This is a genomic window from Sphingobacterium sp. (assembly GCF_039596235.1).
Taxonomy (GTDB): domain Bacteria; phylum Bacteroidota; class Bacteroidia; order Sphingobacteriales; family Sphingobacteriaceae; genus Sphingobacterium.
Genome location: NZ_JBCNKE010000002.1, coordinates 612934 through 638195, shown reverse-complemented (window position 1 = coordinate 638195; position 25262 = coordinate 612934). Strand labels below are relative to the sequence as shown.

Below are 25262 nucleotides of genomic sequence, written 5' to 3'. Positions count from 1 at the left end.
CTTCGCTAAGCACTATTTCGTTTGCAGTTTAATCAGCGTAAAGGAATAGGGCGCCAGGCTGTCTGTCAGTGTCTTGCCTTTCAACCGGATATCCGTCTGCTTTGGCTGTATATTCAGCGGTTCTTCAATGCTGTTGCTGGCATTCAGGTCTTTGCCCGCCAGCGTGATTTTCTGGGCGATAGGCGCAAATTTCCTGTCGGTCGCGATGGCGAAACGCATCGGCATCGGCTTGCTGTTGTAATTGACGATTTTGATCAGCAATTCCTTTGTCTGCTGATCGTATACCGCCGAAGCATACAGACTATCCCTTCCGGCAACCGGCTGCCCCGCCCTATCGACCGGAATAATATCCGAGCCTTTGTGTGTGGAGTATAATTTCTGCACCTGATAGCTAGGCGTTCCATACACGCGGAGATTATCCACCCAGATCAGATCCGGCGACCATTGCCAGCCATCCACATGCCCAAATAAGGGCGCATAAGAGGCCATCTCGACCACATCAGCGTTGCGCTCGAGCCCGGTCATAAAAGCCGCTTCGGAAAGCGCCGCCTCCCAGGTGCTTTTTCCAGGGCCATTAGGCCTGGTGGTATGCGAAGCGTATTCACCCGCGAAAATCTTTGGCCCTTTGCGATCATAATTGTCGTAGCGGCTGGCGCTGGACAGGAACCAGGAAGGTGGCCGGTAATAATGCTCATCGATGATGTCTATATGCATTGGCCGCAGCCTCTCGTCCAGAAATTCAAAACGCTCCCCTTCGGGATCCGTTCCCGAACTGGCGATAATGGCGATTTCAGGGTGTTTTTCAGCCAGAGCTTTTTTGAATACCGCCAAACGCTCAATATATTGCGGTCCCCAGTTTTCGTTGCCCACACCGATCATCTTGAGGTTGAAGGGCGCTGGATGCCCCATATCCGCACGCAGTTTACCCCATTTGGTGCTTACCGGTCCATTCGCAAATTCAATCAGGTCCAAGGCATCCTGCACATAGTCATCCAGCTGATCCATCGGCACCAGTTCCCCGCTGTTGAACTGGCAGGCCATGCCACAATTGAGAATTGGAACTGGGGCCGCACCAATATCTTCCGCCAACAAGAAATACTCATAAAATCCAAGTCCAAAAGTTTGGAAATAATCCGGCGTCAGGCGGTGGCTAAATTCCGTGTTCCAGCGGTTGATGATCAGTTCGCGTTCGTCGATCGGGCCCACGGTTTTTTTCCATTGAAACCTGTTGGCCAGATCCCGGCCTTCGACAATACAGCCACCCGGGAAGCGGATAAAACCAGGCTTCATATCTGCCAGCATCTGCACCATATCTTTACGCAGTCCTTTCGGCCTTCCTTTCCAGGTATCCAGCGGAAATAGCGATAACATGTCCACATCCAGTATCCCTGCGCCTGTAAACCATACCTTTAGCTTTGCCTTGCCCGTTGTGGCCCTCGCCTGTAAGCGCAGTGAAGTCTCTGTCCAGGTAGCTGTGGCCGGCAAGGCTTTTTCTGCTTCAGCGATCACGCGCTCCCCTTCATCCAGCAAGGCCACATGGACCTGCATGCCCGGCGCATTACTCCGGTGCTGCAGGCTAAATTCATAGGTCCCATCCGCTTTGATGCCCATGCCCCGAAAGCCCTCATTCTGTAAACCCAGCTTACTGTCCACGCTATTCGTTAACCGCACATAGCGTTTATTGCCTTTGCGCTGCGCATCATTGAGCAAGAGGTAAGCTCCTTCGCCCGAGGTATGTTCCAGTTTTTTCCAGCCCATCCAGGGGTTGTCAAATTCAAAGGATCTATTTTTGACCAGTTCGGCATAGATCCCACCATCCGCTCCCAGGTTGATATCTTCAAAAAACACGCCCCACATATGCGGTGATATCTTCCCTTTGGGTTTATCCAGCTGTACAGTCAATTCAACCGGCAGCTGTGCTGCTGCCGACGCTGCCAGTCCCGTTGCCAGCAGAAACATCGCCATCTTTTTTTTCATCCATCCAGATTGCTCCATCGCCATTTAATTAAGTTCCAATACAATGACTGAAAATGCCGGGACCTCGATATCCAAAAAACCATTTTGAACCTTCGCCTTGTTGTAGGCTACAGGCACGATTTTCTTCGGCATTTTAAACGAGTTGTAATCCTGCAACTTGTCCGCCCGCAGAATTCTTCCGGCGACATTCGACGCTTTCAGTCCGCCCAGGTCCACACGAATACGGTTTGTTTTTTTAGGGTCAATATTCACGAGGGAAATATGGGTGCGTCCCTTTGCGTCCTGCGAAGCCGAAGCCGATACCGCCGGAAGTTTTTCGCCGTTGAATTCAAAATCTGCCGACTGCAGCGTAATCGGGATCAGTTTCGCATCCTGATGCACCTTATACATCTCCATGACATGATAGGTCGGCGTCAGGATCATGCTTTTACCCGATGTCAGGATCACGGCCTGCAGCACGTTGATCGCCTGTGCCAGATTCGCCATTTTGACACGGCGGGCATTATTGTTGAAGATATTCAGCGTCATTCCCGCAATCATGGCATCACGCATGGTATTTTGTTGGTAGAGAAAGCCCGGGTTTGTGCCCGGCTCCACATCATACCAGCCGCCCCATTCATCCACGATCAGATCAATATTTCCTTTGGGGTCATATTTGTCCATGATCGCGATATTCTTTTCCACCAGTTCATTCATAAACCAGGCCGACTTCATCGTTTTAAAATACTCCGATTCCGAAAAATCCGTTGCCGAGCCTTTTTTGTCCCAATTGATTACCGCATAATGATGCAGGCCCATTCCCTTCATCAGGCTGCCGGGAATATTTTTGAGCAGCGTCTCCGTCCAGTTATAATCCGCACTGTTGGCCCCCGAAGCAATCCGGTACAAACCAGCGCCATTGGTCCAGTCCGACATAAAGGTGGCATACTTGCGGTAGATATCCGTATAGTAATCTACGGTCATATTGCCGCCGCAGCCCCAGGATTCGTTTCCGACGCCCCAGAATTTTACCTTCCAGGGCTCCTGGCGCCCATTCTTGCGCCTCAGGTCCGACATCGGACTTTTGCCGGCAAAATTTACATATTGCACCCAGTCGGCCAGCTCCTGCACCTCACCGCTGCCCACATTTCCGGCCAGATAGGGCTCAGCGCCCAGCAGTTCGCACATATTCAGAAAATCATGTGTGCCAAATGAATTATCTTCAGTCACGCCACCCCACCAATTGTTCACCATGCTGGGACGTTGCGCCTTGGGACCGATGCCATCCTTCCAATGGTACGTATCCGCAAAGCAGCCACCCGGCCAGCGCAGGTTGGGGATATTCAGGTTCCTGAGCGCTTCGATCACATCCGTGCGTACGCCATTGGCATGCGGAATCGAATCGTTCTTTTCCCCCACATAAAATCCATCGTAAATACAGCGGCCCAGGTGTTCGGCAAAATGGCCGTAAATATGTTTGCTGATCGTGATATCCTGTGCCGAAGGTTCCAGCTTTATGCTGCTCTGTCCCAGACTTACGGTTGAGATCAGCATACAAGCAATTCCAAGTTTTAAATTAAGTTTCATGATAAAGCGTATTATTTTACCGTAAAGCGATATGTTGTTTTCGAACTATATTTTTCACCCGGTTTCAATACCGTAGATGCGAAATTGGGCTTGTTGGGCGCATCCGGAAAATGCTGCGTTTCGAGGCAGAACGCCGAGCGGAAAGGATAGCTTTTTCCGCCTTTCCCCTTCGGATCATTCGCAGTCATAAAATTGCCGCTGTAGAACTGGAGACCAGGTTCGGTCGTAAAGACCTCCATCTGGATCCCCGTTTTAGGCGCATATACACGGGCGACTTTCTGAAAACCAGGTTTCTTGTCGAGTTCAAAATTATGGTCATAGCCCTTTCCGATCTTCAACTGTGGGTCTTCATCTTCAATATGCGCACCCACGAGCCGTGGTGCTGTAAAATCAAATGCCGTACCCGACACCGGCAGGCTTTTTCCTGTCGGGATCAGTGTATTGTCCACTTCGGTGATCGCTTTGGCATCGATCTGAAGCTCATGATCCAATATCGAAGGGTCACCCGCACCATTGAGGTTAAAATAAGCGTGATTGGTCAGGTTTAAAACAGTCTCTTTGTCCGTCGTGGCCTGATAGGCAATGTCCAGACCACCATTTTCTTCCAGTGTATATGTGACCTGCATCTTGACCGTTCCCGGATATCCAGCCTCCTGATCCGGAGAGGTATAGGCCAGGGTAATTGAAGTATCGCTATTGCTGACCAGATCCCAAACCTTGTTGTATACCCCATTGGTACCGCCATGAAGTGAATTCTCGCCATCGTTTTTTTCCAGCGCATAGGATTTACCGTTCAGTGTAAAGGAAGCGTTGCCGATCCGGTTACCATAACGTCCGACTATTGCGCCGTAAAAATTATCCGCATTGTCCTTATATTCTTTAGCCGAATCGTAACCCAAAATTACATCGGTCATTTTTCCATTCTTTTCGGGAACGCTCAGGCTCACCAGCCGGGCACCATAATTGGTTAGCGTCAGGGCAAGTTTATTGTTCTTCAGGTGGAATAAACGGACGTCCTTTCCATCAATCCGGTTATCAAAAGCTGCACTTGAGGCCGTATCCTGCCCAGCCGGCTGCGGACTGTTTTTTGTTGCATTGGACTGGCAGCCGTAGGTCAATAAAGCGCAGGCCAGCAGGCTTATCATCAGTTTATCTTTCATCTTTGTTTAAGTTTATAATCCAGCTTTCGATGGATTTTCTCCCGGTTAAGCCGGGAGAAGGTTTACACAAATTGATTTATTATTCAGCGGCAGGAGCTATCCTACCAAAAGCGGACATAAATTGCCGTTACCATTAATAGCGTGACCACGATCAGCGCCAGTACGGAAGGCTCCACTTTAAACATGGCCCGGTCCAGGACAAATGCTTTTGGATTGATTTTTGGCCCGAATAGACTGACGCCGATCATGGCCAGCATGGTAAAGGCAAATGCCAAGCCCATGCAGATCTGGAAAGGGATCTCGTAAACGCCCACTTTATTCGGATACGCCGTATAAAGCCATGTTTCCGGACCAAAGACCTTGGTCGCGAACTCATTAAAAAATACCGACAGCGCGAAACCCGAAATCAGGCCTGTGATTGCCGCCGCACCGGTTGTTCTTTTCCAGAACATGCCCAATAAAAACATCGCAAAAACACCGGGACTGATAAAACCCGTGTACTTTTGGATAAATGTAAATCCACCGGCCCCACCGATCCCAAGGCTGTCATTCCAGGTAAACAATACCGAAAGTAAAATCGACACCACGATCGTAATTTTGCCCACCCAGACCATCTTTGTTTCGCTGGCCCCCTTATGGATGTATTTCCGATAGATGTCCAGCGTAAAGATCGTTGCGATGCTGTTTGCTTTCCCAGCCAGTCCCGCCACAATTGCAGCAGTAAGTGCCGCCAGCGCGAGCCCTTTCATGCCATTGGGCAGGTAACCCAAGATCGCTGAATAGGCATTATCCGCATGGAATACACCCCCGGGAGCCATTTCCTGCTGTAAGGCCCCATTTTTATAGAGGACATACGCCGCGATCCCCGGCAGCATCACAATAATGGGCATAAATAGCTTGAGAAAACCCGCGAAAAGGATCCCCGTGCGTGCCGTCTTGAGGTCGGCACCCAATGCCCGCTGCGTGATATACTGGTTGCAGCCCCAGTAATTGAGGTTGACGATCCATATCCCCGCCAGGTACATGCCGATTCCCGGCAGCATCAGGTATTTATTGATTTCCTCCTGGCTGGCCCCGGCGGCAGGTTTCTCGACGAATAAGTTAAAATGCTCCGGCGCATCTTCCATGAGCTTGTTAAATCCGGCAAGCACATCCCTGCCCAGTCCAAAATGCTCGCTCACCAGAGTCAGCGCCACATAGGTCGTGGCGATCCCACCGACAATCAGTACAACCACCTGGATAACATCCGTAAAACCGATCACACGCATTCCACCGAGCGTAATAATGACCGCAAATACGGCAAGAGCCACCGTGATGGTATGGAAACTATCCCCACCGCCGGCCATGCTCGAAATGGCGATGGCGCCCAAGTATAAAATCGAAGTCAGGTTGACGAACACATATAAAAACAGCCAGAAAATAGCCATGATCAAACTCGTCGTCTCGTTGTACCGATTATTCAGAAACTGCGGCATCGTGAAGATCTTGTTTTTCAGGTAAACCGGTATAAACCATACCGCGACAATAATGAGGGCGACCGCAGCAATCAGTTCATAGGCCGCAACCGCAATGCCCACTTCAAAACCATTACCGCTCATGCCGATAAACTGTTCTGCCGAAATATTCGATGCGATCAATGAAGAGCCGATGGCCCACCAGGTCAATGAACCTTCGGCCAAAAAATAATCCTTGCTGCTACTTAAGCTGCTGGTTTTTTGACGATAAATATAATAGCCGTATCCCGCCACAATGAAGAAGTAAACCACGAAGATCACGTAGTCCACCATTGCAAATTTTTCCATATTTTCCCTAATTGGTTATTTTATCAAGTGACCTTCGAATTCCTGAATAGCATCCGAAGGTCAGCTGTACCTATTATTTACCAAGTAAATAATACAGTTCATTCCATTTCAATTGCTCTTCGAGTTTGCCCACGGTCGTATCCTCGTCAATCAGCACATACTCTATCCCCGCCATACGGGCAAAATCCTGCAGGTATTCAGGCGTCAGGGACAGGCTATAAGCCGTATGGTGAGCGCCGCCGGCGAGGATCCAGGCACTGCAGCCCGTCTTCATATCCGGAAGCGGTTTCCACAATACGCGGGCCACGGGAAGCTTGGGCAGTTCGGCCTGTACCTCAACACCCAGCACCTTATTGACGATCAAACGGAAGTGCGTCCCCATGTCCACCAGCGAAGCATTCAAGGCATCGCCAGACTGCCCATTAAAGACCAGGCGCGCGGGATCCGCTTTGCCGCCGATGCCCAAGGGGTGAACCTCAATACGCGGTTTTCCTACCGCCAGTGCCGGGTCAACCTCCAGCATATGCGAGCCCAATACCATGGCATCCTGCGGATCAAAATGATAGGTATAATCCTCCATAAAGGCGGTTGTGCCCGCCATGCCCGCGCCCATGACCTTACAGGCCCTGACCAAGGCCGGCGTCTTCCAGTCCCCTTCACCGGCAAAGCCATACCCTTCGGCCATCAGGCGCTGTACGGCAAGTCCTGGAAGCTGCACCATGCCATGCAGATCTTCAAAGGTATCCGTAAAGCCCTTAAAGTTACCCTGTTTCAAAAATTTGCGCAGGCCTACCTCAATTTTCGCCGCCTCGACCAGATTATTGTGGAATTCGGCACCTGCCTTCACATTATCCGCCAGTTCATAACTGGCTTCATACTCCGCCAACAGCGCATTGATTTCTTCGTTTGTGCTGGCATTGATGACCTCGACGAGATCCCCAACCGCATACGTGTTTACCGAAAAACCAAATTTTGTTTCCGCTTCCACCTTATCGCCATCCGTCACGGCCACGTAGCGCATATTATCTCCAAAGCGCGCAAATTTGGCCCCCTGCCAATCGTGCCAGCCCGCTGCCGCCCGGCACCAGACGTTGATGCGTTCGAGCACCTCTGTATCCTGCCAATGCCCCGTCACCACCTTCCGGCCTATTTTGAGGCGGCTGACGATATGCCCAAATTCGCGGTCACCGTGGGCACTCTGATTTAAATTCATAAAATCCATATCAATGCCGCTCCAAGGGATGTCGCGATTATACTGCGTATGCAGATGTAACAAAGGTTTTTGCAAAGCCTTTAATCCCCGTATCCACATTTTCGCCGGCGAAAAGGTATGCATCCAGGTGATGATACCGATGCAATTTGTGGTGCTATTTGCAGCCGTTAGTGTTGTATAAATTTCATCTGTATTTTTGACGATCGGTTTATACTTTACCGTAACCGGGATCAAGGCATGGGCATTTAGGTAAGCGGCAATTTCCGTCGCATGTGCGGCCACCTGTTTCAATGTTTCTTCACCGTATAAGTCCTGGCTGCCAACGACAAACCAGACCTCAAGTTCTTTTAGATTGATATTCATTTTTCAATATTAGTTTCGTTATAGATTTTGGAAAGCAGCAGTTTATTGGCCATAGTAGGCATTGGTACCATGCTTGCGTTCATAATGTTTTTTGATCAATGCCGGTTTCAGGCGTGCGGCATTCGGGTTGATCTGCTCCGTCAGCCAGGCCATTTTGGCCACCTGTTCCAGCACGGCACTGTTGTATACAGACTTCATTCCATCCTTGCCCCAGGCAAAGGGCGCATGATTGCCGACCAGGATCATTTCCACTTCTTTATAATCCAGTTGCTGCTGATCAAAGTGATTGATGATCTGAAAGCCCGTTTCGTGTTCATAGTTACCGGCAATCATCGTATCGTCCATTGGCGGCGCACAGGGAATATCCGATGTTAAGTGATCGGCATGTGTCGTCCCGAAAATGGGGATATCCCTTTGGCTTTGTGCCCAAGCCGTGGCATAAGTAGAATGCGTATGCGTAATGCCCCCGATCTCCGGCCAATGTTTGTACAGCACAGCATGCGTTTTGGTATCCGAGGAAGGCCTCAGGTTACCTTCGATCACCCTACCCTCAAAGTCCACCACCACCATCATTTCGGGCGCGAGTTCTTCGTAGGGCACACCACTGGGTTTAATCGCAAAAACTCCCTGCTGGCGGTCGACAACGCTCACATTTCCAAAGGTGAAAAGCACCAGTCCCAATTGCGGCAGCTGCATATTGCAGCGATAAGCCTCTTCTTTAATTGCATTATACATAGGTCAATTTTTGCGGTTAAACAGTAAGGGGCTGTGACAGCCTATTTTCTACAAAGGACCCGAGGGCTTTGTACTTTTCGTAACGTTCGGCATAGATGGACAGCCATTCCTGCTGAGGTTCATAGGTACATTCAAAGCCCTGCCCCATGGCTTGCATGGCATCTTCTACCCGATCGTACAATCCTGCAGCCGTGGCCGCAAACATGGCAGCCCCCAGCGCACAGGTCTGCTCGCTTTTATGGATACGAATCGGCATATTCATGACATTGGCCATCATCTGCATAATAAAAGGCGATTTTTTGGCCACGCCACCGAGGCCGATCAAGCCTTTAATCGGGATGCCCTGATCCACAAAGCGTTCTACGATAGCTTTGGCCCCAAAGCAGGTCGCCTCGACAATCGCCCGAAAGACCGCCGGCGCATCCGTACCCAGCTGCAATCCCATGATTGCCGCTTTGAGCGACTGATCCGCGTCCGGTGTCCGACGGCCATTGAACCAGTCCACCGCCAGTTCCGAATCCGCAGTCAGCGGCAATTTGCTCGCCTTATCGCTTAACCGCAACAGTAATTTCTCCTCCAATGCCGTCAGCATATGTTCACGCATAGAGTCGCTAAGGCCCTCCAGTTCCGGCAGCAGGTTATAGGCCGGCCATAACAGCAGCTGTTTGAACCAGGCATAGGCATCACCGAAAGCAGACTGTCCGGCTTCCATGCCGATCATTCCAGGGATAATGGAACCGTCTACCTGCCCACAGATCCCCCTGACCAATACATCCGCGAGCTCCTCTTTGGGGGCTACCAGCATATCGCAGGTCGATGTGCCCATCACCTTGCTCAGGTAATAAGGTTCAATCTGTCCGCCCACGGCACCCATATGACAATCAAATGCCCCTACGCCGACGACAACTTCGGTAGAAAGACCCAGACGTTCGGCCCATTCCGGGCAAAGCCTGCCCGCAGGCATATCCGAAGTATAGGTTTTTGAAAACAGGCGATCGACAAAGCCGTCCAGCAAGGGATCAATGCCTGCGAAGAATTCATTGGGAGGCAAGCCAGCAAACTCTGCCGCCCAAAGCGACTTATGTCCGGCCGCGCAGACGCTACGCTTGATTTCGCTGGCCTCTTTGCCACCGGTCAGCAAAAAAGGAATGTAATCACAGTGTTCGACCCAGCTAAATGTCGCCTCGCGCACCCTGGCATCCACCCGAAAGGTATGGAGCAATTTGGCCCAGAACCACTCCGAAGAATACACGCCACCGACATATTTCAGGTAATCAGCGGCATGGCTTTGACTATAGCGATTGATTTCTTTGGCCTCCCCGACCGCGGTATGGTCTTTCCAAAGGATGAACATGGCATTGGGATTAGTGCTGAATTCCTCCAGCAAGGCCAGCGGAACCCCCGCTTCATTCACCGCAACCGGCGTGGAGCCCGTGGTATCCACCGAAATGGCTTTCACCAGCCCGCCAATATTTTCTATTCCCGATTTTTGTAAACACTCTTTTACAGTGGCCTCCAGGCCCTCGATATAATCCAAGGGGTGCTGTCTGAACTGGCTGCGGGCGGCATCGCAAAACTCCCCCCTTTTCCAACGCGGGTAATAAAATACCGAAGATGAAATCTCCGTCCCGCTACTTGCATCAACCAAGATTGAACGGACAGAATCGCTCCCGTAGTCCACCCCGATGACATATGATTTACTCATGTTAACTGAATTTGGTTTATAATCTATAATTCGATTTAAAGCTTATTTTTTGCTGTTTGTCCTGCTGGATAATTGGCTTAAAAATAATTAGTGTCAAATTAACATTTAATTTTTTAAATATGAAAGAATATTTTCATATTTAAAAAATTGAACTATCTTCATCCCATCGAAACAAGAGAAATGCAAGGCTGATGGGTACGGGATAATTGCAGCTTTCAAAAGCGGCAGTGCACATTGTACTGTGCATTTGATCAGCTGTTTAGGTGTATCAAAAAAATAGATCAAGTCAAAAGAGAGACAAAACAATAGACAATGGAATATTATAAAGAAGACTCCGCAATCCTTTTAGCAGTAGACTGTATCATCTTTGGGTTTAATGGCGAGTCCCTGCAGGTATTACTGATCAAACGCGATTTTGAGCCGGAGCGCAACAAATGGAGTTTGATGGGCGGATTTGTTCAGGCCGACGAAAGTCCGGAACTGGCCGCCAGCAGGGTATTAAAAAAACTGACGGGACTGGAAAATGTTTACATGGAGCAATGCAGTGTCTTTGGTGATCCAAAACGTGAGCCCAATAGCCGGGTTGTCAGCATCTGTTATTTTGCGCTGATAGATACCCAAAAATACACCCATATCCTCAGCGAGGAATATGAAGCCAAATGGTTTCCACTACAGGATTATCCCGCCCTGATCTTTGATCACGATCAGATGATCGCTTCGGCCCAGCATCGCCTGCGGATGAAAGCAGCGCTCTATCCGATTCTATTTGAATTATTGCCGGAGAAGTTTACCATTCCCCAAATTTCGGCCCTGTATGAGGGGGTATACAATATCGAAATCGATAAACGCAATTTTAGCCGCAAACTGCTCGCCTCAGACCTCATTATCAAACTGGACGAAAAGGACAAGGAAAATTCCAAAAAAGGCGCTTTTTATTTTAAGCTGAATACCGCCATCTACAAGGAAAAAATCATGTCATTTTTGCGCTATTTGCCAAGCTGGTTTCCCGAGAACTCATGAATCATCCTAAACAAATCCTGATCAGTCAGGATGCGTTTAGAACCTTCGTAAATCAGTTAAAATTTAACTTTTCGTTCTAACAAAAGTATCCTGTCATTCGCGTTTCGCCTAATCTCCAGTGTCTTGGAGGCGAGCCGTCGTCTGAAAATCCCAACAACAATATCCTTATGGCTAATATGGCCTTACTATAAATAATCATCACAATGGAAGCGTTCAGGACAGGTTGGCTGAACGTAAGGATACAACGATACGAATATGTTAAAACATCGGGTGTGGATTGGCCGAAACTGCCGGTACATTTTGGTGTACATCCCAATGTTCAATAATCTTACCCTTGTTTAAGCGGAATATATCCATCGTCGATTTCAGTGAACCATCCTTATTTTTATTTTTGATATGGATAAAAACGAGGTCACCTTCGGCGGCAATATGCTGCACATCCACTTTGGTTTTTTCTGCCCCTTTAAACCAGGCAGCAGCAGCCTGCTTAAATGCTTCGGCACCATCCGCAACGTTTGGATTGTGTTGGATATACCCTGCATCTATATAGCGGTCGACAGCAGTGAGATCCTTATCCCCGAACATTTGCTGGTAAAAGTTAAGCACCACTTCTTTATTGTGCTGCGCTTCACCAAGGGATCTGTCCCCAGATCCCAACGGGTCCCTCTCGTTAGCGGAACGGCAGCCTGCAACCAGGCCCAAAATGACCATAGCTATTAGCAGTTTACTAGAATTTTTTAGTCTCATGATTTTCCAAATTAACATAGATAAGCAAAAATACCCGACCATAAACAGCTTTTATAGGTGCAAATCCTCTTTGCTATGTGTGGCCACCAATAGAAAAAAAGTAAAGATGGCATAGAATACCAGGTTGATCGCCCCCTGATAATTGTTAATGACCATCAGGCCAAAGCAGAGCATACTAAAGGTGATGATGGCCAATAGCAGCGCCAGGTTGAGGATAGGCTTTGATTTATCCACTTTAAACTCCGCTTTTAACAGGGAGGCGAGCAACAACAATGTCACCAATAGCTCAAATACGCCCATGATCAGGATCATAAAGGAAGTACCACCGGGCAACTGCGCGATAAAACTATCTTTAAACATACGCTCATAGCGTGGAATAACCGCTGCTGCATTGAACAGCTTTACGTAACCGGGTAGTCCCATCGTATACAGCAGCATGGCATAAACGGGCAGGTTGCGAAGCAGTTTCCAGGCGGCGCAATTTCCGCTGACTTCGTTGTAGTTGATCCATCCGATCAGAAGAAAGACCAGGCTGGCCGCAAAAAAAAGCAGCGCCGCCCCCTGCTGGTTGGAAATACTCCGCAATAGACCACCATAGATCACCAAGGCAAGCAGCACCGCATATAGGCCCCACTTGAGCGCATGGTTGGGCCGGTCTGTCGTAAAGACTTCCAAACGGATCGCTGCTACGACCAACAGCACGAAGGCGATTATACTGACAATGGCAACTAAGGTCAATATATAAAGCTGCACGCCGCTGATATCAGCTAGCGGCTCCCGGGAGGCCAAGTTCAGATAAGCGAGCAATTGTTCCGGTTCAGACGACAGTATATAATAGGCCTGAACAGCCATAAAAAGTAATAAAAGGATGCTGAGCACCTGTAGGCTGAGCTTTTGAAAGTCAATTTTAATTTGTGCCATTAGTTGTTTTGTATTATTTATATAAAATGATTGGTTTCGTATTTATGACCGTCTAATCGATCCTATGCTGTGCCACAAATTCACGCGGTGTGATTTTAGTATGTAATTTAAAATATCTGGAGAAGTACGAGACATCCTGAAAATTAAGTGCATAGGCGGTTTCTTTGACCGATGTGCCCGAGACCAGCATTTTTTTAGCTTCCAACAGGATGCGGTCGTCGATCAGTTTTGTCGCTGTACTGCCAAAGTAGCGCTGACATAAGATGGTCAGGTGGTTGGTAGTGATATTGAGTTTTTCCGCATAGAAAGAAACGGCCCTGGTGGACTGGTAAAAGAGATCAATAAGTTTTAAAAAATTATATACTTTGGGGTTTTCGTTGACCTGCGGTTGCTCCCTAAAATAGGCTTTCGAGATCCGCCTGATCAGGAAGGCAATGACAAAGAGACGTGCAATAATGAGATCCTTCATTTTTTTTGAATGCATCTCGTTGGCAATTTCCGCAAATTCCTTCTTGAGGTATTCAAACTCCAACCGTTGCATGTGTATTACAGGATATTTTATAAACATCGGCAGCGCGAAATGAAAACTGATTGAAAACGATTCAAAAATACGGCGCTGCACCAGCAGGCTATAGCCTTTCACATCGTTGTTGAATTTAAATTCATGTGTTTGTTGTGGTTGCACTAAGTGAAACTGTTTCGGACCTACATCAAAGTCCTTAAAGTCGATCCGATGCATGCCACTGCCCGATTCAAAAATCAAAAGCATATAGTAATCATGCATCGTTTTCTGCTTCCAATTTTCCCATTCTTCTAGCGGAAAAAAAATCACCTCCCTTTCGCTTATCGCTTCCCGGTTTAAGACTTCAAAACCCGTCTTGGAATACATCATTTTAATTGAATTAAATCGTTAATCATTTATCACTTAATATGTATATACAAGCGTATTATAATTTTACAGCGGCATGAGATCCCTCTTCCCTAAGAGAACGGCTTTGTCGAATGAGCCGCATTCCTCCCGCATATTTTTCATATTCGATGGGGGAAATTTAAAGAGCTTCGCAGAAAAATTCGAAGCGAGTTATAATCTGAAAAAGTAAAGGAATGATTTGAAAAAGTATTTGCAGGTTTAGCCTGGAAAATCGGCAAATTTCAAAGGCAATCGAATAAAACGTAGTATAAGGGCCTGGGGCATTCGCATCGGTATGTTTTCCTAAAATCAAGAGAAAAGGACAGACAGGGCAATGGGGACAGACAGGAGAACAGAAGGACGATGCGAACCAAAAGAACCCGGAGCGGTAGGGCAAACATAAGCAGATGCCCCCGGAGAGAGGAAATCCGAGGCCGAATATGAAATCAGTAAAATCGATGTTCCCCCGCACTGGAATCGACGGAAAAATAGTGGTGGGTTAAGGGAAATCAATCCCTTAACCCGAACGGTATTGCGAAGGGCTAAAACCGCTTCGTTTTTTAAAAAAAGTGGAGAAGGATGCTGCCGACCCAAAACCCAGGTCAAAGCTTATCTCCTTTATTGACATGGACGAAAAGCGTAGATGCTGTTTTGCTTCCTGCATGACGCGCTGCAAAAGAAGATCGGAGGCTGTCGTATTGAGGTTTCTTTTGCAGAGGATATTCAGATAATTGGCGGAAATATACAGTCTATCCGCATACCAATTTATTTCTTTTTCCACTTTATAGTGATTGTCAATCAAGTGCCAATATTTCTTGATGATGGCATTCAGATCATTAAGGGTTGCATTTTCAATATGATGTTCGGCTTCCCGCTTCATGATGGAGGAAATAATATTCATCCGCATCTGCAAAATTTGGCGCCAGTTGTTGTCCACTTTGACCAGCTCCAGATCACTTTTGATGGCCGTCATTTCATTGTACACCGCCTGAAACTTATCGTTATTGAATCGTAAGATTGGGCGGAAATTATTTTTGATAAAAAGAAATTCGTTGATACTTGAAAATTCCATGAACAGCTCGCTGCCCACCACGATCTGCAATGCCTTGGTCTGGCCATCCGTTTCCCAATAATGGTGCTGTCCCGGAAAAAGAAAATGAAGTTGGTTTTTCTGAATCGGGTATTCCACCCCATCAATGCTGTGTACGCCGGATCCATCTAAAAATAAGACAACGAGAAAATAGGTGCATTTAATGGATTTATTAAAAACATCTTTTCCATTAAACGTATTGTAAATAATACCATCGGGTTCTAACCGAGGTGTCGGACGTGTGTTCATGCCGCTTTTTTCTTGGGTTTATTGATAAAATCTCTGTATTAAAATCCTGATCGCTAGATCCATTTATTTGCTGTTTTTCATAGTACAGGATCCGGGACGGAGCCTGCGGACAGTAGATCAATCCTGACATACTGCGGGTTATGCAATTTCTTTGCCAATTTTACGAAAATTAAAAAGTACCCCCAGGCCGTCCATCAGGGCCCGAGGGAATCCAAACTTTAATATCAAAACGCTGCTGTATTTTTTATCCTGCTTTTTCAACGCATATCAAGATAAATCGACAGCACATTCTTTAGGGTAAATTTATAAAGCAATTGACTTTAAAAATAGCAATAAGGGCCGTTAAAAACTGATCATGTGTGCAAAAGAATTGACGGTTTGAATTTCAAGCCGAAAGTGCTCCCGAAACCCGCTTTTGCTTTTTTTTGCGGATACCGACGACCAAGCTGTGACGGTCTTTATCGGCATGCAGCCTCAGGGCCTCTCCGATTGGTCGTCAAATCCGCTCTTCGGCATCAGCCCTAGCAATACAGCAATTATCCTATCCTTTCGATGAATTGTCCATAAATATCGGGTCATGGAGTTTTTAAATTTGCTAATCCCCGCAGCATAGCGCTGCGGCCTGACTATAAAAAAAAATGTGCATTTCACCAATGATCGTAGACAATTCCCTACCGGAGATTCATATCGAACAAGTCCTTGAGGCCGAGCAGAGCCAGCCGCTGGCCTACAGGGTGCTGTCGGGGACGACGGAATGCATTGATTTTGGCCTTGAAAACGCCTATATGTTCCTTTTACTGGAACAGACCCGTATAGAAGGCACTCAGCAGGATAGCCGCCTCTATTTCAGCATACCCGGGCAGCAGCAGTCTATACAGCTTCGTGTGGAAGATACCGCACATCTGCTGACGGTGAGTAATGACCTTGTAAGTCTTTTTATGAGCAACAGTCATCTCCTTGGGCCAAGCATTACTGCTTATATGGTGTTTCCCAAATTGCAGCATCAGTATAGGCTGCTGCTGATCGACTTTTCCTTATTGGGCAAGGCGATGTCGGCTGGAGCTAGGGATCAACAGGCGATCCACTTGCGTACGCGGTTGATCTTAAAGATGATTGATGATCTGATCGGCCGCGGGACAGCCATTGAAAGCAGCTTGCTACCCCGGGTATTGCTTGAATTTAACGAGCTTTTAAACCAGCATATCGTTGCGCACAAAGAAGCTTCTTATTACGCCGAAGCGCTATACATCTCCAGGAGCCACCTGAATATGCTGAGCAAAAAATACCTCGGCATGTCGACCAAGGCCTATATTGACGAGCTTGTGCTGCAGGAAGCCAGGTCACTCCTGGTCCATAGCAGCTTGTCGACCAAAGAGATCACTTTTAGACTGGGCTTTAAATGCATGGCCAGTTTTGCACATTTCCTTAAATCCAAAACGGGACTCACCAGCAAGCAGATCCGTAAGCTGGGCTGATGTTTTAGTAAAGATCAGACTGCGGCCGGCTTTGCTGCACTAGCGTTAAAAAAGCAGCATAAAAAAGGCGGACCAGCAAAGCTGATCCACCTTCAAACATCACCATTGAATGCGATGAACTAACCATTAAACAACCTAAAGAATAGCTGTCCTCCTAGGAAAATCCTAATTATTGATCACATTGCGCACACAGCGGATGGTATTACCCTGACTAAAAGCCACTTCCTGAATGGACATATTTTGAAAGGTTCCGTTACTGACTTCTGCATAAAGGATCCGATTTCCGTTATTACTTGAATTAAAAGATGCACTTTTATAGCGGAGTGTTCCAGTGCCAGCCGAACTTCCCGAAGGAATCTGCTGCCGGTTACCGTTATTATCGATATAGCCATAATACGATAATACCAGGTCATTGTCCGGATAAGCAGAATTATGTGTCTGTGTACCTGTCCAAGTGATGGTATGTCTATACCCATCAGGCACTCTTGTAATGGAGGTCTTCCGATTACTATTTTGCGACAGTTTAGTGTACTCTTGTACCCCACTATTAGTATTCTCCAATGGCGATCTCCACGTTAGTTCCGGATAGACCCTTTTACATTGATCGACCGTACGGTAGTCTGTTCCACGCGGGGTCGTTGTACCAAAATTCCAGTATTCTGTATTAATGGATGGGTAGGAATAATTATTATCCGTGCGAAAGCGATAGGCATCCGACGCACCCTGTGTGTAACTTCCACCATAGAGCTTCCCACTATCATAAACCAGATTGGTACGCGCCCAAACCAGGCCACTGACAGTCACACCCGATTCGATCAGACGTACATTGGTTTTGGACAGGGTACCTTTGGTCAGGTTCAATTCCGAACTGTGACTGATGGGTACAATACTATTTGCTGCGAAGTTTCGGGTAGTATTATCATCCAGTGTAATATGGAGACCGTCAAGCCGCACCCGTAAGTTATTGGCTGAAATAGCGCTTGCATTGGCCGTATAAAAATGTGCAATCTTTTCTGCATTGCCCCAGCGGCTGTCCACCACGGTCATTTCAGACCCATTGATGGGACCAACATCCTGCAAATTGGAAAAACTTGCGTTAAAGATGCTGAAATCACCGGTCTGGATAATATTAGTAAAGGCGGTACCCGTACCTTTACCGAGCGAGAAGGTCGAATTGTCGGTGATACCACCAAAGATCCCCCGCGTATTAATGTTGACCTCAATGGCTGCCATCTGGCGAAGGAAAAGGATATCAAGATAATTGTTCTCAGGCTGCGTGGTGATTTCGCCGGAAGCAAACATAAAATCTTTGTTTGCCAGATCCGCAGCTGCAATATTACCATTGCCATCGATATCAGGTGCAGTGGATGGATCATTCACAGAAATGGCGTACCATCTATACTTGGCATTGGCCTCTACCGTCAGGTTAGGATCCTGTCCTGCATTGAGAAGTTCATTATACAATGGCGTGGTAGCGCCATCTTTGATAAAGATCAGGCGAAATTTTTTATTCTGATTCAAGGGAACATCCGCTGCCCTTAGCTTGTTCGCATTTGTCGATGCTTTCAGGCCCTTTCCTGATTCGCCAAGCGCATTGGTCTGCATATCCGTGGCGAAGTCAAAATCAGCTGCAGACTGAATATTCAATGGGGATACCACTTTTGACTCGAATGTCATGCTTGCTTGTAAAGCGGCAGCATCCTGTGGGCTGGCCACCGAGGCACCTTTTTTCACTGTTCCGTCGACATTGATGACGTTTTCATCATTTACAAAACGTACCGAACGGATAGCGACATTGCCTTTGTTGACCTGTAAATCTTCCTTATTTTCTTTTTCTGAACAAGAAATGGCCGTGATCGAACCTATTCCCAGGATCAGGACCATGCTGTATATGCTAAAATATTTTTTCATTGTTATTAAATGTCGTAATCTCTACTGTTGGACCATCCGGATTCAAATTCCCGTTCTGAAGGGGTTTGACTGGCATCTTGCGATCCAGTATTAATGCTTGCTGAACCAGCTGCTACAGACTGTTCCAATTCAACTTGCAATATTCCAAACTTTGGTGGAATGTACTTTTTCTTGTGTTTTTGATTGTTGATTTTCATTTCATTTTATTTTTATTTTAATAGCGTATATCGCAAATACGAATGACGATACTGTGCGAAAAACCAAATTCCAGTTTTAATGGACATATAAAAGCTTTTACTTCTCAGCGATGCAACGCAGGGGAAAGCCAAATGCCGGAACCAAGGAATGTCTTTAATAAACTAAGCATTCGCTGAACCGACGCCAATACAAGCTTCCGTTCCTACATACGCCACGGTGGCAATAGCTGGTACATATTGATTTTTTGTGCGGGTCTCGGTTTTTCATAGTATTGTATGTTTAGTGGATAATTATAATTAACAAACTTTGGACGGCTCAGGTCATAACAATACATTCCTATGCCCTATTTATCCCAGTATTTGCTTCTATGCTAAAAGAGATAAGCTGTATTCATTTAATTATAAAATTCTACCGGGATAAAATTAGAGCTATATAGGCTAATTATATTAGGACAAAAGTTTGTTTTTATATGCCCATACCAACTTTTTATAGGACAATTCAATACAGTTAGGCTTCTTGCATTGAAAAACTGCTCCAGAATTGATTTTGGAAACATTGTGATTGATTTTCGCATTTACACGACCTTAAATCTTCTCTATATTTACAATATCTTATTCATAACTTATATGGATATATTCCTAATTTAATGTGTGAAGCCAACTACTTCCAATAGTTGGCTTTTTCAATTACCGAGAGCTTAAGGGTAAAATATGCAAACCTATAAAATCCCCTACCCTAAGCTGATTACAGCTTATCTCAGGAAGAAATACCGTATAGCTCAGCCTAAGCCTTATTTGACTAAAGTTGATGAAGAAAACTTTTGATGGGTTATGATCGTGTAGGCAAAAAAGCACCTTTAACAAAAGATGAAGGTTTCAGAGCTGTCCCTTCTATGGTTTCCGCCACAAAGGACATGTTAAAAATAAACCATCCAACATCCCTCCCAAGACTTGATGTCTAGGTAGATGAATTAAATGCGGAGTATGTTAATTAGCAATAATAATTAAACCGATTTTATTAAATTTGAATGGATACTTGCAAAATGATGTTAAACCAATCGGAAATATTGCAACATTTGAAATCTCTTCATCAGTTGAATGATGATGAGCGGCTCGAATTGTCCAAAATATGTAAGCCATTGTTTCTTCCGAAAAAGACAAAACTTGTGGAAACGGACGATCGGTTTGAATCTGTTTTTGTACTCACGACCGGTCTGTTACGTTGGTATTTTTATTCGGATGATGGAACCGAAAATAATGTTTTTTTTTCTTCGGAAGCAGATCATGCCGTTATTGTCGGGATTCCCGAATATTACGCGGATCAAAAGGAAACAAAATATACCATCGAAGCTACGGTAGACACCCAGTTACTGCTGTTTCCAAAAGACCGATTTGAAGAGTTAGCATTTCAGCACAAAGGGATTTTCCAGTTTTATGTCAAATCATTAAAAATTATCATTGATACATTACGTATACGTACCGAACAATTGTGCAGTGACTCCCCGAGTGCCCGCTATGAAGTTTTCCTGGAAAACCGTTCGTACGTCACCAGAAACACAAATCGTAAGCATATCGCTAATTTCTTGGGCATTACACCAAATTCTTTATCCCGATTAACAGCCCGTATACAAAAAAAGCGCCCACCAAAAAACTAACTTAAGAATACTTTTTTAGCCTGTATTCGTTCTAATTTTGCTTCGTCAAAAAAGCTGTTAAACAGCCATTTGCACAGATTGTATGATTTAAAACGAAAACAAAATGAACAAATTTATTGTAAGAATAGGAGTCTTAAGCTTATTCGCACTTTTAGAAGTTAATGCAGCACATGCCCAATCTCAGGAGGCAGAAAAGGTTGGCCTGTACATCACCCAAGAAATGTCATTTTTAAATATGACAGCAACGCAAGCCGAACAGGTCTATCAAATAAACCTTCAGGCGGCCAATGCTGTAGAAAACTTACGCCAAAACAGTAACGCTGCTGAGAACATGGAAAGTTTTACAGATATCCTAAAACATAGGAACCTAGCTGTACAGGAAATTCTATCACCGGTACAATTTCAACTCTTTAAGGAAAACAAAATAATAAGAGCAGCTACTTTTAGAACTATTGTCATGGCTAAAATGTTGGATTTATCCCAAGATCAGCTCGATCCGATTTTTGAAATCAATCAAACAGTAGTAAAAAATGTAAGAAAGGACTTAGACTTATATTTTTCTACTGATAATAATAGAGGTAAAAAAAATGCACAACGTAAACTGCATAAAGCGCTAAAGAAAACGGACAAAGCATTTGAGAAAGTCTTAAGCCCGCAACAAACTGCGATTTACCATGAAAATGTTGATCTTTTGCGAAATGTACTTCGCGAAGAATATGGAACTAAAGACTCGTTTTAAATCATGTGTTCATGATGCTCGGCTTTATCTTAATTGATATTGCCGAGATTTTTATCACCAAATTTATCTTATCATGCAAAAATTATTCGCAACAATATACTTATTGCTGTTGTGCAGCATTTCGCATGCCGCTACAGGCGGTACCGAAGACACGATCGCAGATGTCGCATCATGGCTGATCATATTCATCTTACCGATCGCAGGAATATTTCTATTTTGGAAAGTGCACATTTATCCTGAAAAAGTAGCGGAGAAGAAAAATCATCCACAGCTGAATGCCATAAAAAGCATGTGTTTACTTTCATTGATATTTGGCGGCCTTCTCTGGCCAGTCGCTTTGATATGGGCAAACTACGACTACAAAAAAGATAAAACATCTGCTCCAGATTTAAGTGAATCGGACTCGTCCTCAGATGAAGAAAGCTTGGCTATTGAGGAAAAGAAATAAATTCTATAAGAAATACAGAATCATCTAGAACAAAAAATTATGTTAGAATTACTAATAGGAATATATGCCGGTATTTGCTGGCTGTTAATCAAAAAACTAAAACTGATCCCTTGGAATTTCAATACGCAGGTTGTTGTATACTCCTTACCTATTTTTGGGTCTATTGCAATGATACTAAGTCTCAACTATTTTTGCCCCATTACATCGGATGTAAAGGTAGGAAACCGCAGTGTTGATATTACAACCCAAACCTTAGGAAAAGTGAAGAAGGTATATGTAAAAACAAATCAGGAGGTAAAAAAAGGAGATACACTGTTTACGATAGATCCGGTACCATATGAGCAAGAGATAAAATCCTTGGAAGCCCAGCTTAGTAATATGAAGTCTACCGTTTCCTCCTATACTTCGGATATTGATGCTGCCCGCAAAAATATACTGAGTTTGCAATCTCAGCTTGATCTGAGCAATAAAAGAATAAAGCAATATCAGGAACTCGTCGCGGCTGGTGCTGCCAATAGATTTGACCTGGAACAAGCCCTCGCTACTTCGCAGGATCTGCAATCGCGAATTAGCGCTGCGCAAGCTCAAAAATCGTCATTGGAAGCCAAATATCATTCGACACATAATGGCGAAAATGCGTCTATTGCGGAACTGAGAGCCAAATTAGATCAGGCAAAATGGAATCTTTCTCAAACAGTAGTTTTAGCACCTACCGATGGTCTTATTCCAAATGTACAGCTGAATGAAGGAGCCATGATGGCGCCTTTTAAATCTGCTTTCGTACTGATCCAGAAACAACAATCTATTATCGCCTTCTTCTCTCAAAATGAGTTGGAAACTGTAAAAAGTGGAAATGAAGTCGAGCTTGCTTTAAAAACAGCTCCAGGGAAAGTGGTCAAAGCCAAATTGGAATATGTGGTTGATGCAACCAGTCAGGGTATCATGAACAATGCCGGTGGAATGCTTGGTGGTAATGCCACGACTTCAGGAATTCCGGAGACAGCACGACAATTGCCTGAAACGGATGGAAAGCTCATTGCAAAATTTGTATTGGACGAAAACGAACAACCGTTAACTGTCGGTGCAAGAGGAACGGCTGTCATTTATTCCGACCACATCAAACCCTTGCATCTTATCCGGAAAGTAATGGTACGTGTGAGCAGTAAAATCAATTACTTAATTCCAAAACTGCATTAATATGATAAAGAATATAAGTATGGGCGCTCTCCTCCTATTCAACTTGACTTCGTGTATCGGCTACAAAAATGCAACACCTGAGAAGATTGAAGAACTAAAAAATACAAGCGCGATTAAGGCGAATGTTGAAATATCCGATAAATGGATTCAGGAACAAGGTCAACACCAACCGGCTTTTTCTTATGCGTGGATGGAGGAACTACTCACTCCGGAGTTGGAAGCGTTAGTCAAAGAAGGGCTTACCCATAATGCGGATATTATTATCTCCAAAGAAAAGCTGAATCAAATTGAATTAGCGATGGATATTGCCGGAAGTAGCCTTTATCCGAGTGTTAATGCATTAGCAAATACAGGTAACAATCTTGTCAGCGGCAGTCATATTGGAAAGTTGCAGTTAAAAGCCAATTGGGAACTCGATCTCTGGGGAAAAAATAAATCTGTGGAAATGGCGAGTGTAAGCCAATACTTTTCGGCTACGTTTCAGCAAAAAATGCTGGAACAGTCTGTTGCCGGAATGATTGTTAAGGCATATTACCTGAATATCGCGGGACAGTACCAAGAGCAAAAGATCAGAGAGTATATCACGAAAACGGAAGACTTAAAAAGGATTTTAATTGTTCAAAATAAAATTGGAACAGCAAATGCGCTTGATTTGTCCAATATAGAAAGTGAGTCTATTCTATTGAATTCCTACCTCGAAAAAATTAGAAATGCGAATTTGCAATCAAGAAGAAGTTTAGAAATGCTCTGTGGAAAATATCCTGCAGGATTGATAAAAGTTAATGCAAAATTTTTATCCTTACAACAGGATATCCCTAAAGATTTCCCGCTGAATGTATTGGAAAAGAGAGCGGATATTATGGCACGGCAATTTCAAATAGAAGCAAGTTTCTATGAGATTCAGGCGGCAAAAGCGGCTCGGTTACCCTCTATTAACATCCGTGCGGGCTTTGGCGCTGCGGAAACCAATGTCGATGGGATTAGCAACTTGTTTTCCAATCCATTGATAAAAGTGGGTGCTGGATTAACAACACCAATTTTCAACGGGGGGAAGCTAGAAAAAAATGTTGAAGTAAAAACTTCACAACAAAAACAAGCCGTTGAAGAATATGCAAAATCAGTTCTATTAGCTTTCAACGAAGTGGAATCTGCATTGGCAAATTTAGGTTCAATTGAGAAGCTGGAGGTTTTCCAGCAACAGGCAATTTCTTCGTTAGAGAAAAATATAGATTTAACAAAAAAACAGATCAGTGTCGGAAGTAGCAACAGTTTCGCGCTCTTTCAAAAGCAGAGAGATCTGATAAAAAGAGAAATGAACAATATCGACCTCCATCTCCAACAGCGCATTGAAAGGATCAACCTTTACATGGCTCTGGGAGCAAATGGTCTTGCCCATTTTTAAATAACTCAAGTTCCAGACAGAAAAGCTAATCAAAAGATTAGCTTTTCTGATTCCTCTCATTCCACAAATTTTTTCAGGATCATTATTCTACAAGACCGCAATAATTATGGAGGTCACAAAAATCGATCATTTTGTAGCTAAGCATATATTTTTTGTATAATTTAGGGACTTAAGCAATTCTAAATGAAGAAAAATGAAATAACCTTATCTGCTTTCCATAGTAAATATACTTTTGGGGCATCGCTAATTACCATATTCATTTTATTTCCGATTTCAATCGTATTTATTAAAGCTGTGGATGTTAAATATACAGTAAATCAAACTCAATTAATTATTGCAGTATTGAGTTTAGCTTTCGGTTTTTTAATCATTGTAATGAAAAGTACCATGCAAAAAATTTCATTCATTAAAACTGAGGATCAATTTTATTTGAAAGATGAAAAAGGAAATGAAGTTCATTTGTATGATAACACAACCTATAATATTTACAACTATAATTCGAGAAAAGCGTTTATGTTAAGAGTTACAACACAAACTGCCACAAAATATTTTCTGTCTCCTGATATGAGCATAAAATCTGATATTGAAGATTTTTTTGCTAAGTTCCCGAAAAAACCAAACAGAAAGGACTTTTACATTAAGGCTTATCCATACCTGATTTGTTTCGCTTATGTTGCCATAAGTATTGTGCTCGCATTGTTTATGTAATGAGCCAACATTCGTATCCTTAATCCAGTTCAAAATTTGACTGGGATACCAATTTTTTACCATTCCCTTATT

The 25262-nt window shown here is 44.8% G+C and carries 21 protein-coding genes; 8 read left to right on the top strand and 13 right to left on the bottom strand.

All coding sequences use genetic code 11. The annotated features are described in order from the left end of the window. Positions 1-12 precede the first annotated feature (12 nt). The 7 genes from ABDW32_RS06830 to ABDW32_RS06800 form a co-directional block, all read right to left on the bottom strand. A complete protein-coding gene (locus ABDW32_RS06830; RefSeq protein ID WP_343560715.1) occupies positions 13-1995 on the bottom strand; it encodes an alpha-L-arabinofuranosidase C-terminal domain-containing protein in 1983 nt (660 codons plus the stop codon). Between the two features lie 6 nt (positions 1996-2001). Continuing rightward, on the bottom strand, positions 2002-3543 hold the full coding sequence (locus ABDW32_RS06825; protein ID WP_343560713.1) for an alpha-L-arabinofuranosidase C-terminal domain-containing protein: 1542 nt from the start codon (positions 3541-3543) through the stop codon (positions 2002-2004). 11 nt (positions 3544-3554) lie between these two features. Next, positions 3555-4703 carry an aldose epimerase family protein gene (locus ABDW32_RS06820; RefSeq protein WP_343560711.1) on the bottom strand — a complete coding sequence of 383 codons (1149 nt, stop codon included), beginning with the start codon at positions 4701-4703 and terminating at the stop codon, positions 3555-3557. A gap of 101 nt (positions 4704-4804) precedes the next feature. Beyond that, complete coding sequence (locus ABDW32_RS06815) at positions 4805-6505, bottom strand: sodium/solute symporter (RefSeq protein ID WP_343560709.1); 1701 nt, start codon at positions 6503-6505, stop codon at positions 4805-4807. Positions 6506-6578: 73 nt separating this feature from the next. Continuing rightward, positions 6579-8081, bottom strand: coding sequence for an L-arabinose isomerase (gene araA / locus ABDW32_RS06810; protein ID WP_343560707.1), 1503 nt, complete (start codon positions 8079-8081; stop codon positions 6579-6581). 42 nt (positions 8082-8123) lie between these two features. Continuing rightward, the gene (locus ABDW32_RS06805; protein WP_343560705.1) at positions 8124-8816 is read right to left on the bottom strand and encodes an L-ribulose-5-phosphate 4-epimerase; all 693 of its coding nucleotides are present in this window, start codon (positions 8814-8816) and stop codon (positions 8124-8126) included. Positions 8817-8832: 16 nt separating this feature from the next. Continuing rightward, entirely contained in the window at positions 8833-10521 is a 1689-nt protein-coding gene (locus ABDW32_RS06800) for a ribulokinase (protein WP_343560703.1), read from the bottom strand. 312 nt (positions 10522-10833) lie between these two features. Here ABDW32_RS06800 and ABDW32_RS06795 point away from each other — a divergent pair, with 312 nt between their 5' ends. Further along, positions 10834-11541, top strand: coding sequence for an NUDIX domain-containing protein (locus ABDW32_RS06795; protein WP_343560701.1), 708 nt, complete (start codon positions 10834-10836; stop codon positions 11539-11541). Between the two features lie 258 nt (positions 11542-11799). Here the strand turns inward: ABDW32_RS06795 and ABDW32_RS06790 are convergent, their stop codons facing one another. The 4 genes from ABDW32_RS06790 to ABDW32_RS06775 form a co-directional block, all read right to left on the bottom strand. Beyond that, a complete protein-coding gene (locus ABDW32_RS06790) occupies positions 11800-12288 on the bottom strand; it encodes an ester cyclase (protein WP_343560699.1) in 489 nt (162 codons plus the stop codon). Positions 12289-12339: 51 nt separating this feature from the next. Then, a complete protein-coding gene (locus ABDW32_RS06785; RefSeq protein ID WP_343560697.1) occupies positions 12340-13209 on the bottom strand; it encodes a hypothetical protein in 870 nt (289 codons plus the stop codon). 52 nt (positions 13210-13261) lie between these two features. Then, on the bottom strand, positions 13262-14101 hold the full coding sequence (locus ABDW32_RS06780) for a helix-turn-helix transcriptional regulator (RefSeq protein WP_343560695.1): 840 nt from the start codon (positions 14099-14101) through the stop codon (positions 13262-13264). A 535-nt stretch (positions 14102-14636) separates the two neighbouring features. Next, a complete protein-coding gene (locus ABDW32_RS06775; RefSeq protein ID WP_343560693.1) occupies positions 14637-15458 on the bottom strand; it encodes an AraC family transcriptional regulator in 822 nt (273 codons plus the stop codon). A 653-nt stretch (positions 15459-16111) separates the two neighbouring features. Here ABDW32_RS06775 and ABDW32_RS06770 point away from each other — a divergent pair. Further along, positions 16112-16933, top strand: coding sequence for a helix-turn-helix domain-containing protein (locus tag ABDW32_RS06770; protein WP_343560691.1), 822 nt, complete (start codon positions 16112-16114; stop codon positions 16931-16933). 165 nt (positions 16934-17098) lie between these two features. Here the strand turns inward: ABDW32_RS06770 and ABDW32_RS06765 are convergent, their stop codons facing one another. After that, positions 17099-18844 carry a hypothetical protein gene (locus ABDW32_RS06765; RefSeq protein WP_343560689.1) on the bottom strand — a complete coding sequence of 582 codons (1746 nt, stop codon included), beginning with the start codon at positions 18842-18844 and terminating at the stop codon, positions 17099-17101. A gap of 5 nt (positions 18845-18849) precedes the next feature. Next, positions 18850-19041, bottom strand: coding sequence for a hypothetical protein (locus ABDW32_RS06760; protein ID WP_077434302.1), 192 nt, complete (start codon positions 19039-19041; stop codon positions 18850-18852). Positions 19042-20069: 1028 nt separating this feature from the next. Between ABDW32_RS06760 and ABDW32_RS06755 the strand changes: the two genes are divergently transcribed. The 6 genes from ABDW32_RS06755 (at position 20070) to ABDW32_RS06730 (ending at position 25190) form a co-directional block, all read left to right on the top strand. Further along, on the top strand, positions 20070-20696 hold the full coding sequence (locus ABDW32_RS06755; protein ID WP_343560686.1) for a Crp/Fnr family transcriptional regulator: 627 nt from the start codon (positions 20070-20072) through the stop codon (positions 20694-20696). 103 nt (positions 20697-20799) lie between these two features. Beyond that, a complete protein-coding gene (locus ABDW32_RS06750) occupies positions 20800-21435 on the top strand; it encodes a hypothetical protein (RefSeq protein WP_343560685.1) in 636 nt (211 codons plus the stop codon). Positions 21436-21508: 73 nt separating this feature from the next. Beyond that, entirely contained in the window at positions 21509-21883 is a 375-nt protein-coding gene (locus ABDW32_RS06745; RefSeq protein WP_343560683.1) for a DUF3302 domain-containing protein, read from the top strand. A 39-nt stretch (positions 21884-21922) separates the two neighbouring features. Continuing rightward, positions 21923-23080 (top strand): biotin/lipoyl-binding protein, encoded by a 1158-nt coding sequence (locus ABDW32_RS06740; protein ID WP_343560681.1) that lies wholly within the window; start codon positions 21923-21925, stop codon positions 23078-23080. Position 23081: 1 nt separating this feature from the next. Then, the gene (locus ABDW32_RS06735) at positions 23082-24482 is read left to right on the top strand and encodes a TolC family protein (RefSeq protein ID WP_343560679.1); all 1401 of its coding nucleotides are present in this window, start codon (positions 23082-23084) and stop codon (positions 24480-24482) included. Positions 24483-24665: 183 nt separating this feature from the next. Further along, positions 24666-25190 carry a hypothetical protein gene (locus ABDW32_RS06730; RefSeq protein ID WP_343560677.1) on the top strand — a complete coding sequence of 175 codons (525 nt, stop codon included), beginning with the start codon at positions 24666-24668 and terminating at the stop codon, positions 25188-25190. Positions 25191-25262 lie beyond the last annotated feature (72 nt).

What these genes read in the sequence shown, in the direction of transcription:
- ABDW32_RS06785 (WP_343560697.1), bottom strand. Translation starts at nt 13,209, where the DNA reads ATGGCACAAATTAAAATTGACTTTCAAAAGCTCAGCCTACAGGTGCTC.
- ABDW32_RS06735 (WP_343560679.1), top strand. Translation starts at nt 23,082, where the DNA reads ATGATAAAGAATATAAGTATGGGCGCTCTCCTCCTATTCAACTTGACT.
- ABDW32_RS06750 (WP_343560685.1), top strand. Translation starts at nt 20,800, where the DNA reads ATGAACAAATTTATTGTAAGAATAGGAGTCTTAAGCTTATTCGCACTT.
- ABDW32_RS06830 (WP_343560715.1), bottom strand. Translation starts at nt 1,995, where the DNA reads ATGGAGCAATCTGGATGGATGAAAAAAAAGATGGCGATGTTTCTGCTG.
- ABDW32_RS06795 (WP_343560701.1), top strand. Translation starts at nt 10,834, where the DNA reads ATGGAATATTATAAAGAAGACTCCGCAATCCTTTTAGCAGTAGACTGT.
- ABDW32_RS06765 (WP_343560689.1), bottom strand. Translation starts at nt 18,844, where the DNA reads ATGAAAAAATATTTTAGCATATACAGCATGGTCCTGATCCTGGGAATA.
- ABDW32_RS06815 (WP_343560709.1), bottom strand. Translation starts at nt 6,505, where the DNA reads ATGGAAAAATTTGCAATGGTGGACTACGTGATCTTCGTGGTTTACTTC.
- ABDW32_RS06730 (WP_343560677.1), top strand. Translation starts at nt 24,666, where the DNA reads ATGAAGAAAAATGAAATAACCTTATCTGCTTTCCATAGTAAATATACT.
- ABDW32_RS06825 (WP_343560713.1), bottom strand. Translation starts at nt 3,543, where the DNA reads ATGAAACTTAATTTAAAACTTGGAATTGCTTGTATGCTGATCTCAACC.
- ABDW32_RS06800 (WP_343560703.1), bottom strand. Translation starts at nt 10,521, where the DNA reads ATGAGTAAATCATATGTCATCGGGGTGGACTACGGGAGCGATTCTGTC.
- araA (WP_343560707.1), bottom strand. Translation starts at nt 8,081, where the DNA reads ATGAATATCAATCTAAAAGAACTTGAGGTCTGGTTTGTCGTTGGCAGC.
- ABDW32_RS06820 (WP_343560711.1), bottom strand. Translation starts at nt 4,703, where the DNA reads ATGAAAGATAAACTGATGATAAGCCTGCTGGCCTGCGCTTTATTGACC.
- ABDW32_RS06740 (WP_343560681.1), top strand. Translation starts at nt 21,923, where the DNA reads ATGTTAGAATTACTAATAGGAATATATGCCGGTATTTGCTGGCTGTTA.
- ABDW32_RS06745 (WP_343560683.1), top strand. Translation starts at nt 21,509, where the DNA reads ATGCAAAAATTATTCGCAACAATATACTTATTGCTGTTGTGCAGCATT.
- ABDW32_RS06775 (WP_343560693.1), bottom strand. Translation starts at nt 15,458, where the DNA reads ATGAACACACGTCCGACACCTCGGTTAGAACCCGATGGTATTATTTAC.
- ABDW32_RS06770 (WP_343560691.1), top strand. Translation starts at nt 16,112, where the DNA reads ATGATCGTAGACAATTCCCTACCGGAGATTCATATCGAACAAGTCCTT.
- ABDW32_RS06790 (WP_343560699.1), bottom strand. Translation starts at nt 12,288, where the DNA reads ATGAGACTAAAAAATTCTAGTAAACTGCTAATAGCTATGGTCATTTTG.
- ABDW32_RS06780 (WP_343560695.1), bottom strand. Translation starts at nt 14,101, where the DNA reads ATGATGTATTCCAAGACGGGTTTTGAAGTCTTAAACCGGGAAGCGATA.
- ABDW32_RS06805 (WP_343560705.1), bottom strand. Translation starts at nt 8,816, where the DNA reads ATGTATAATGCAATTAAAGAAGAGGCTTATCGCTGCAATATGCAGCTG.
- ABDW32_RS06760 (WP_077434302.1), bottom strand. Translation starts at nt 19,041, where the DNA reads ATGAAAATCAACAATCAAAAACACAAGAAAAAGTACATTCCACCAAAG.
- ABDW32_RS06755 (WP_343560686.1), top strand. Translation starts at nt 20,070, where the DNA reads ATGGATACTTGCAAAATGATGTTAAACCAATCGGAAATATTGCAACAT.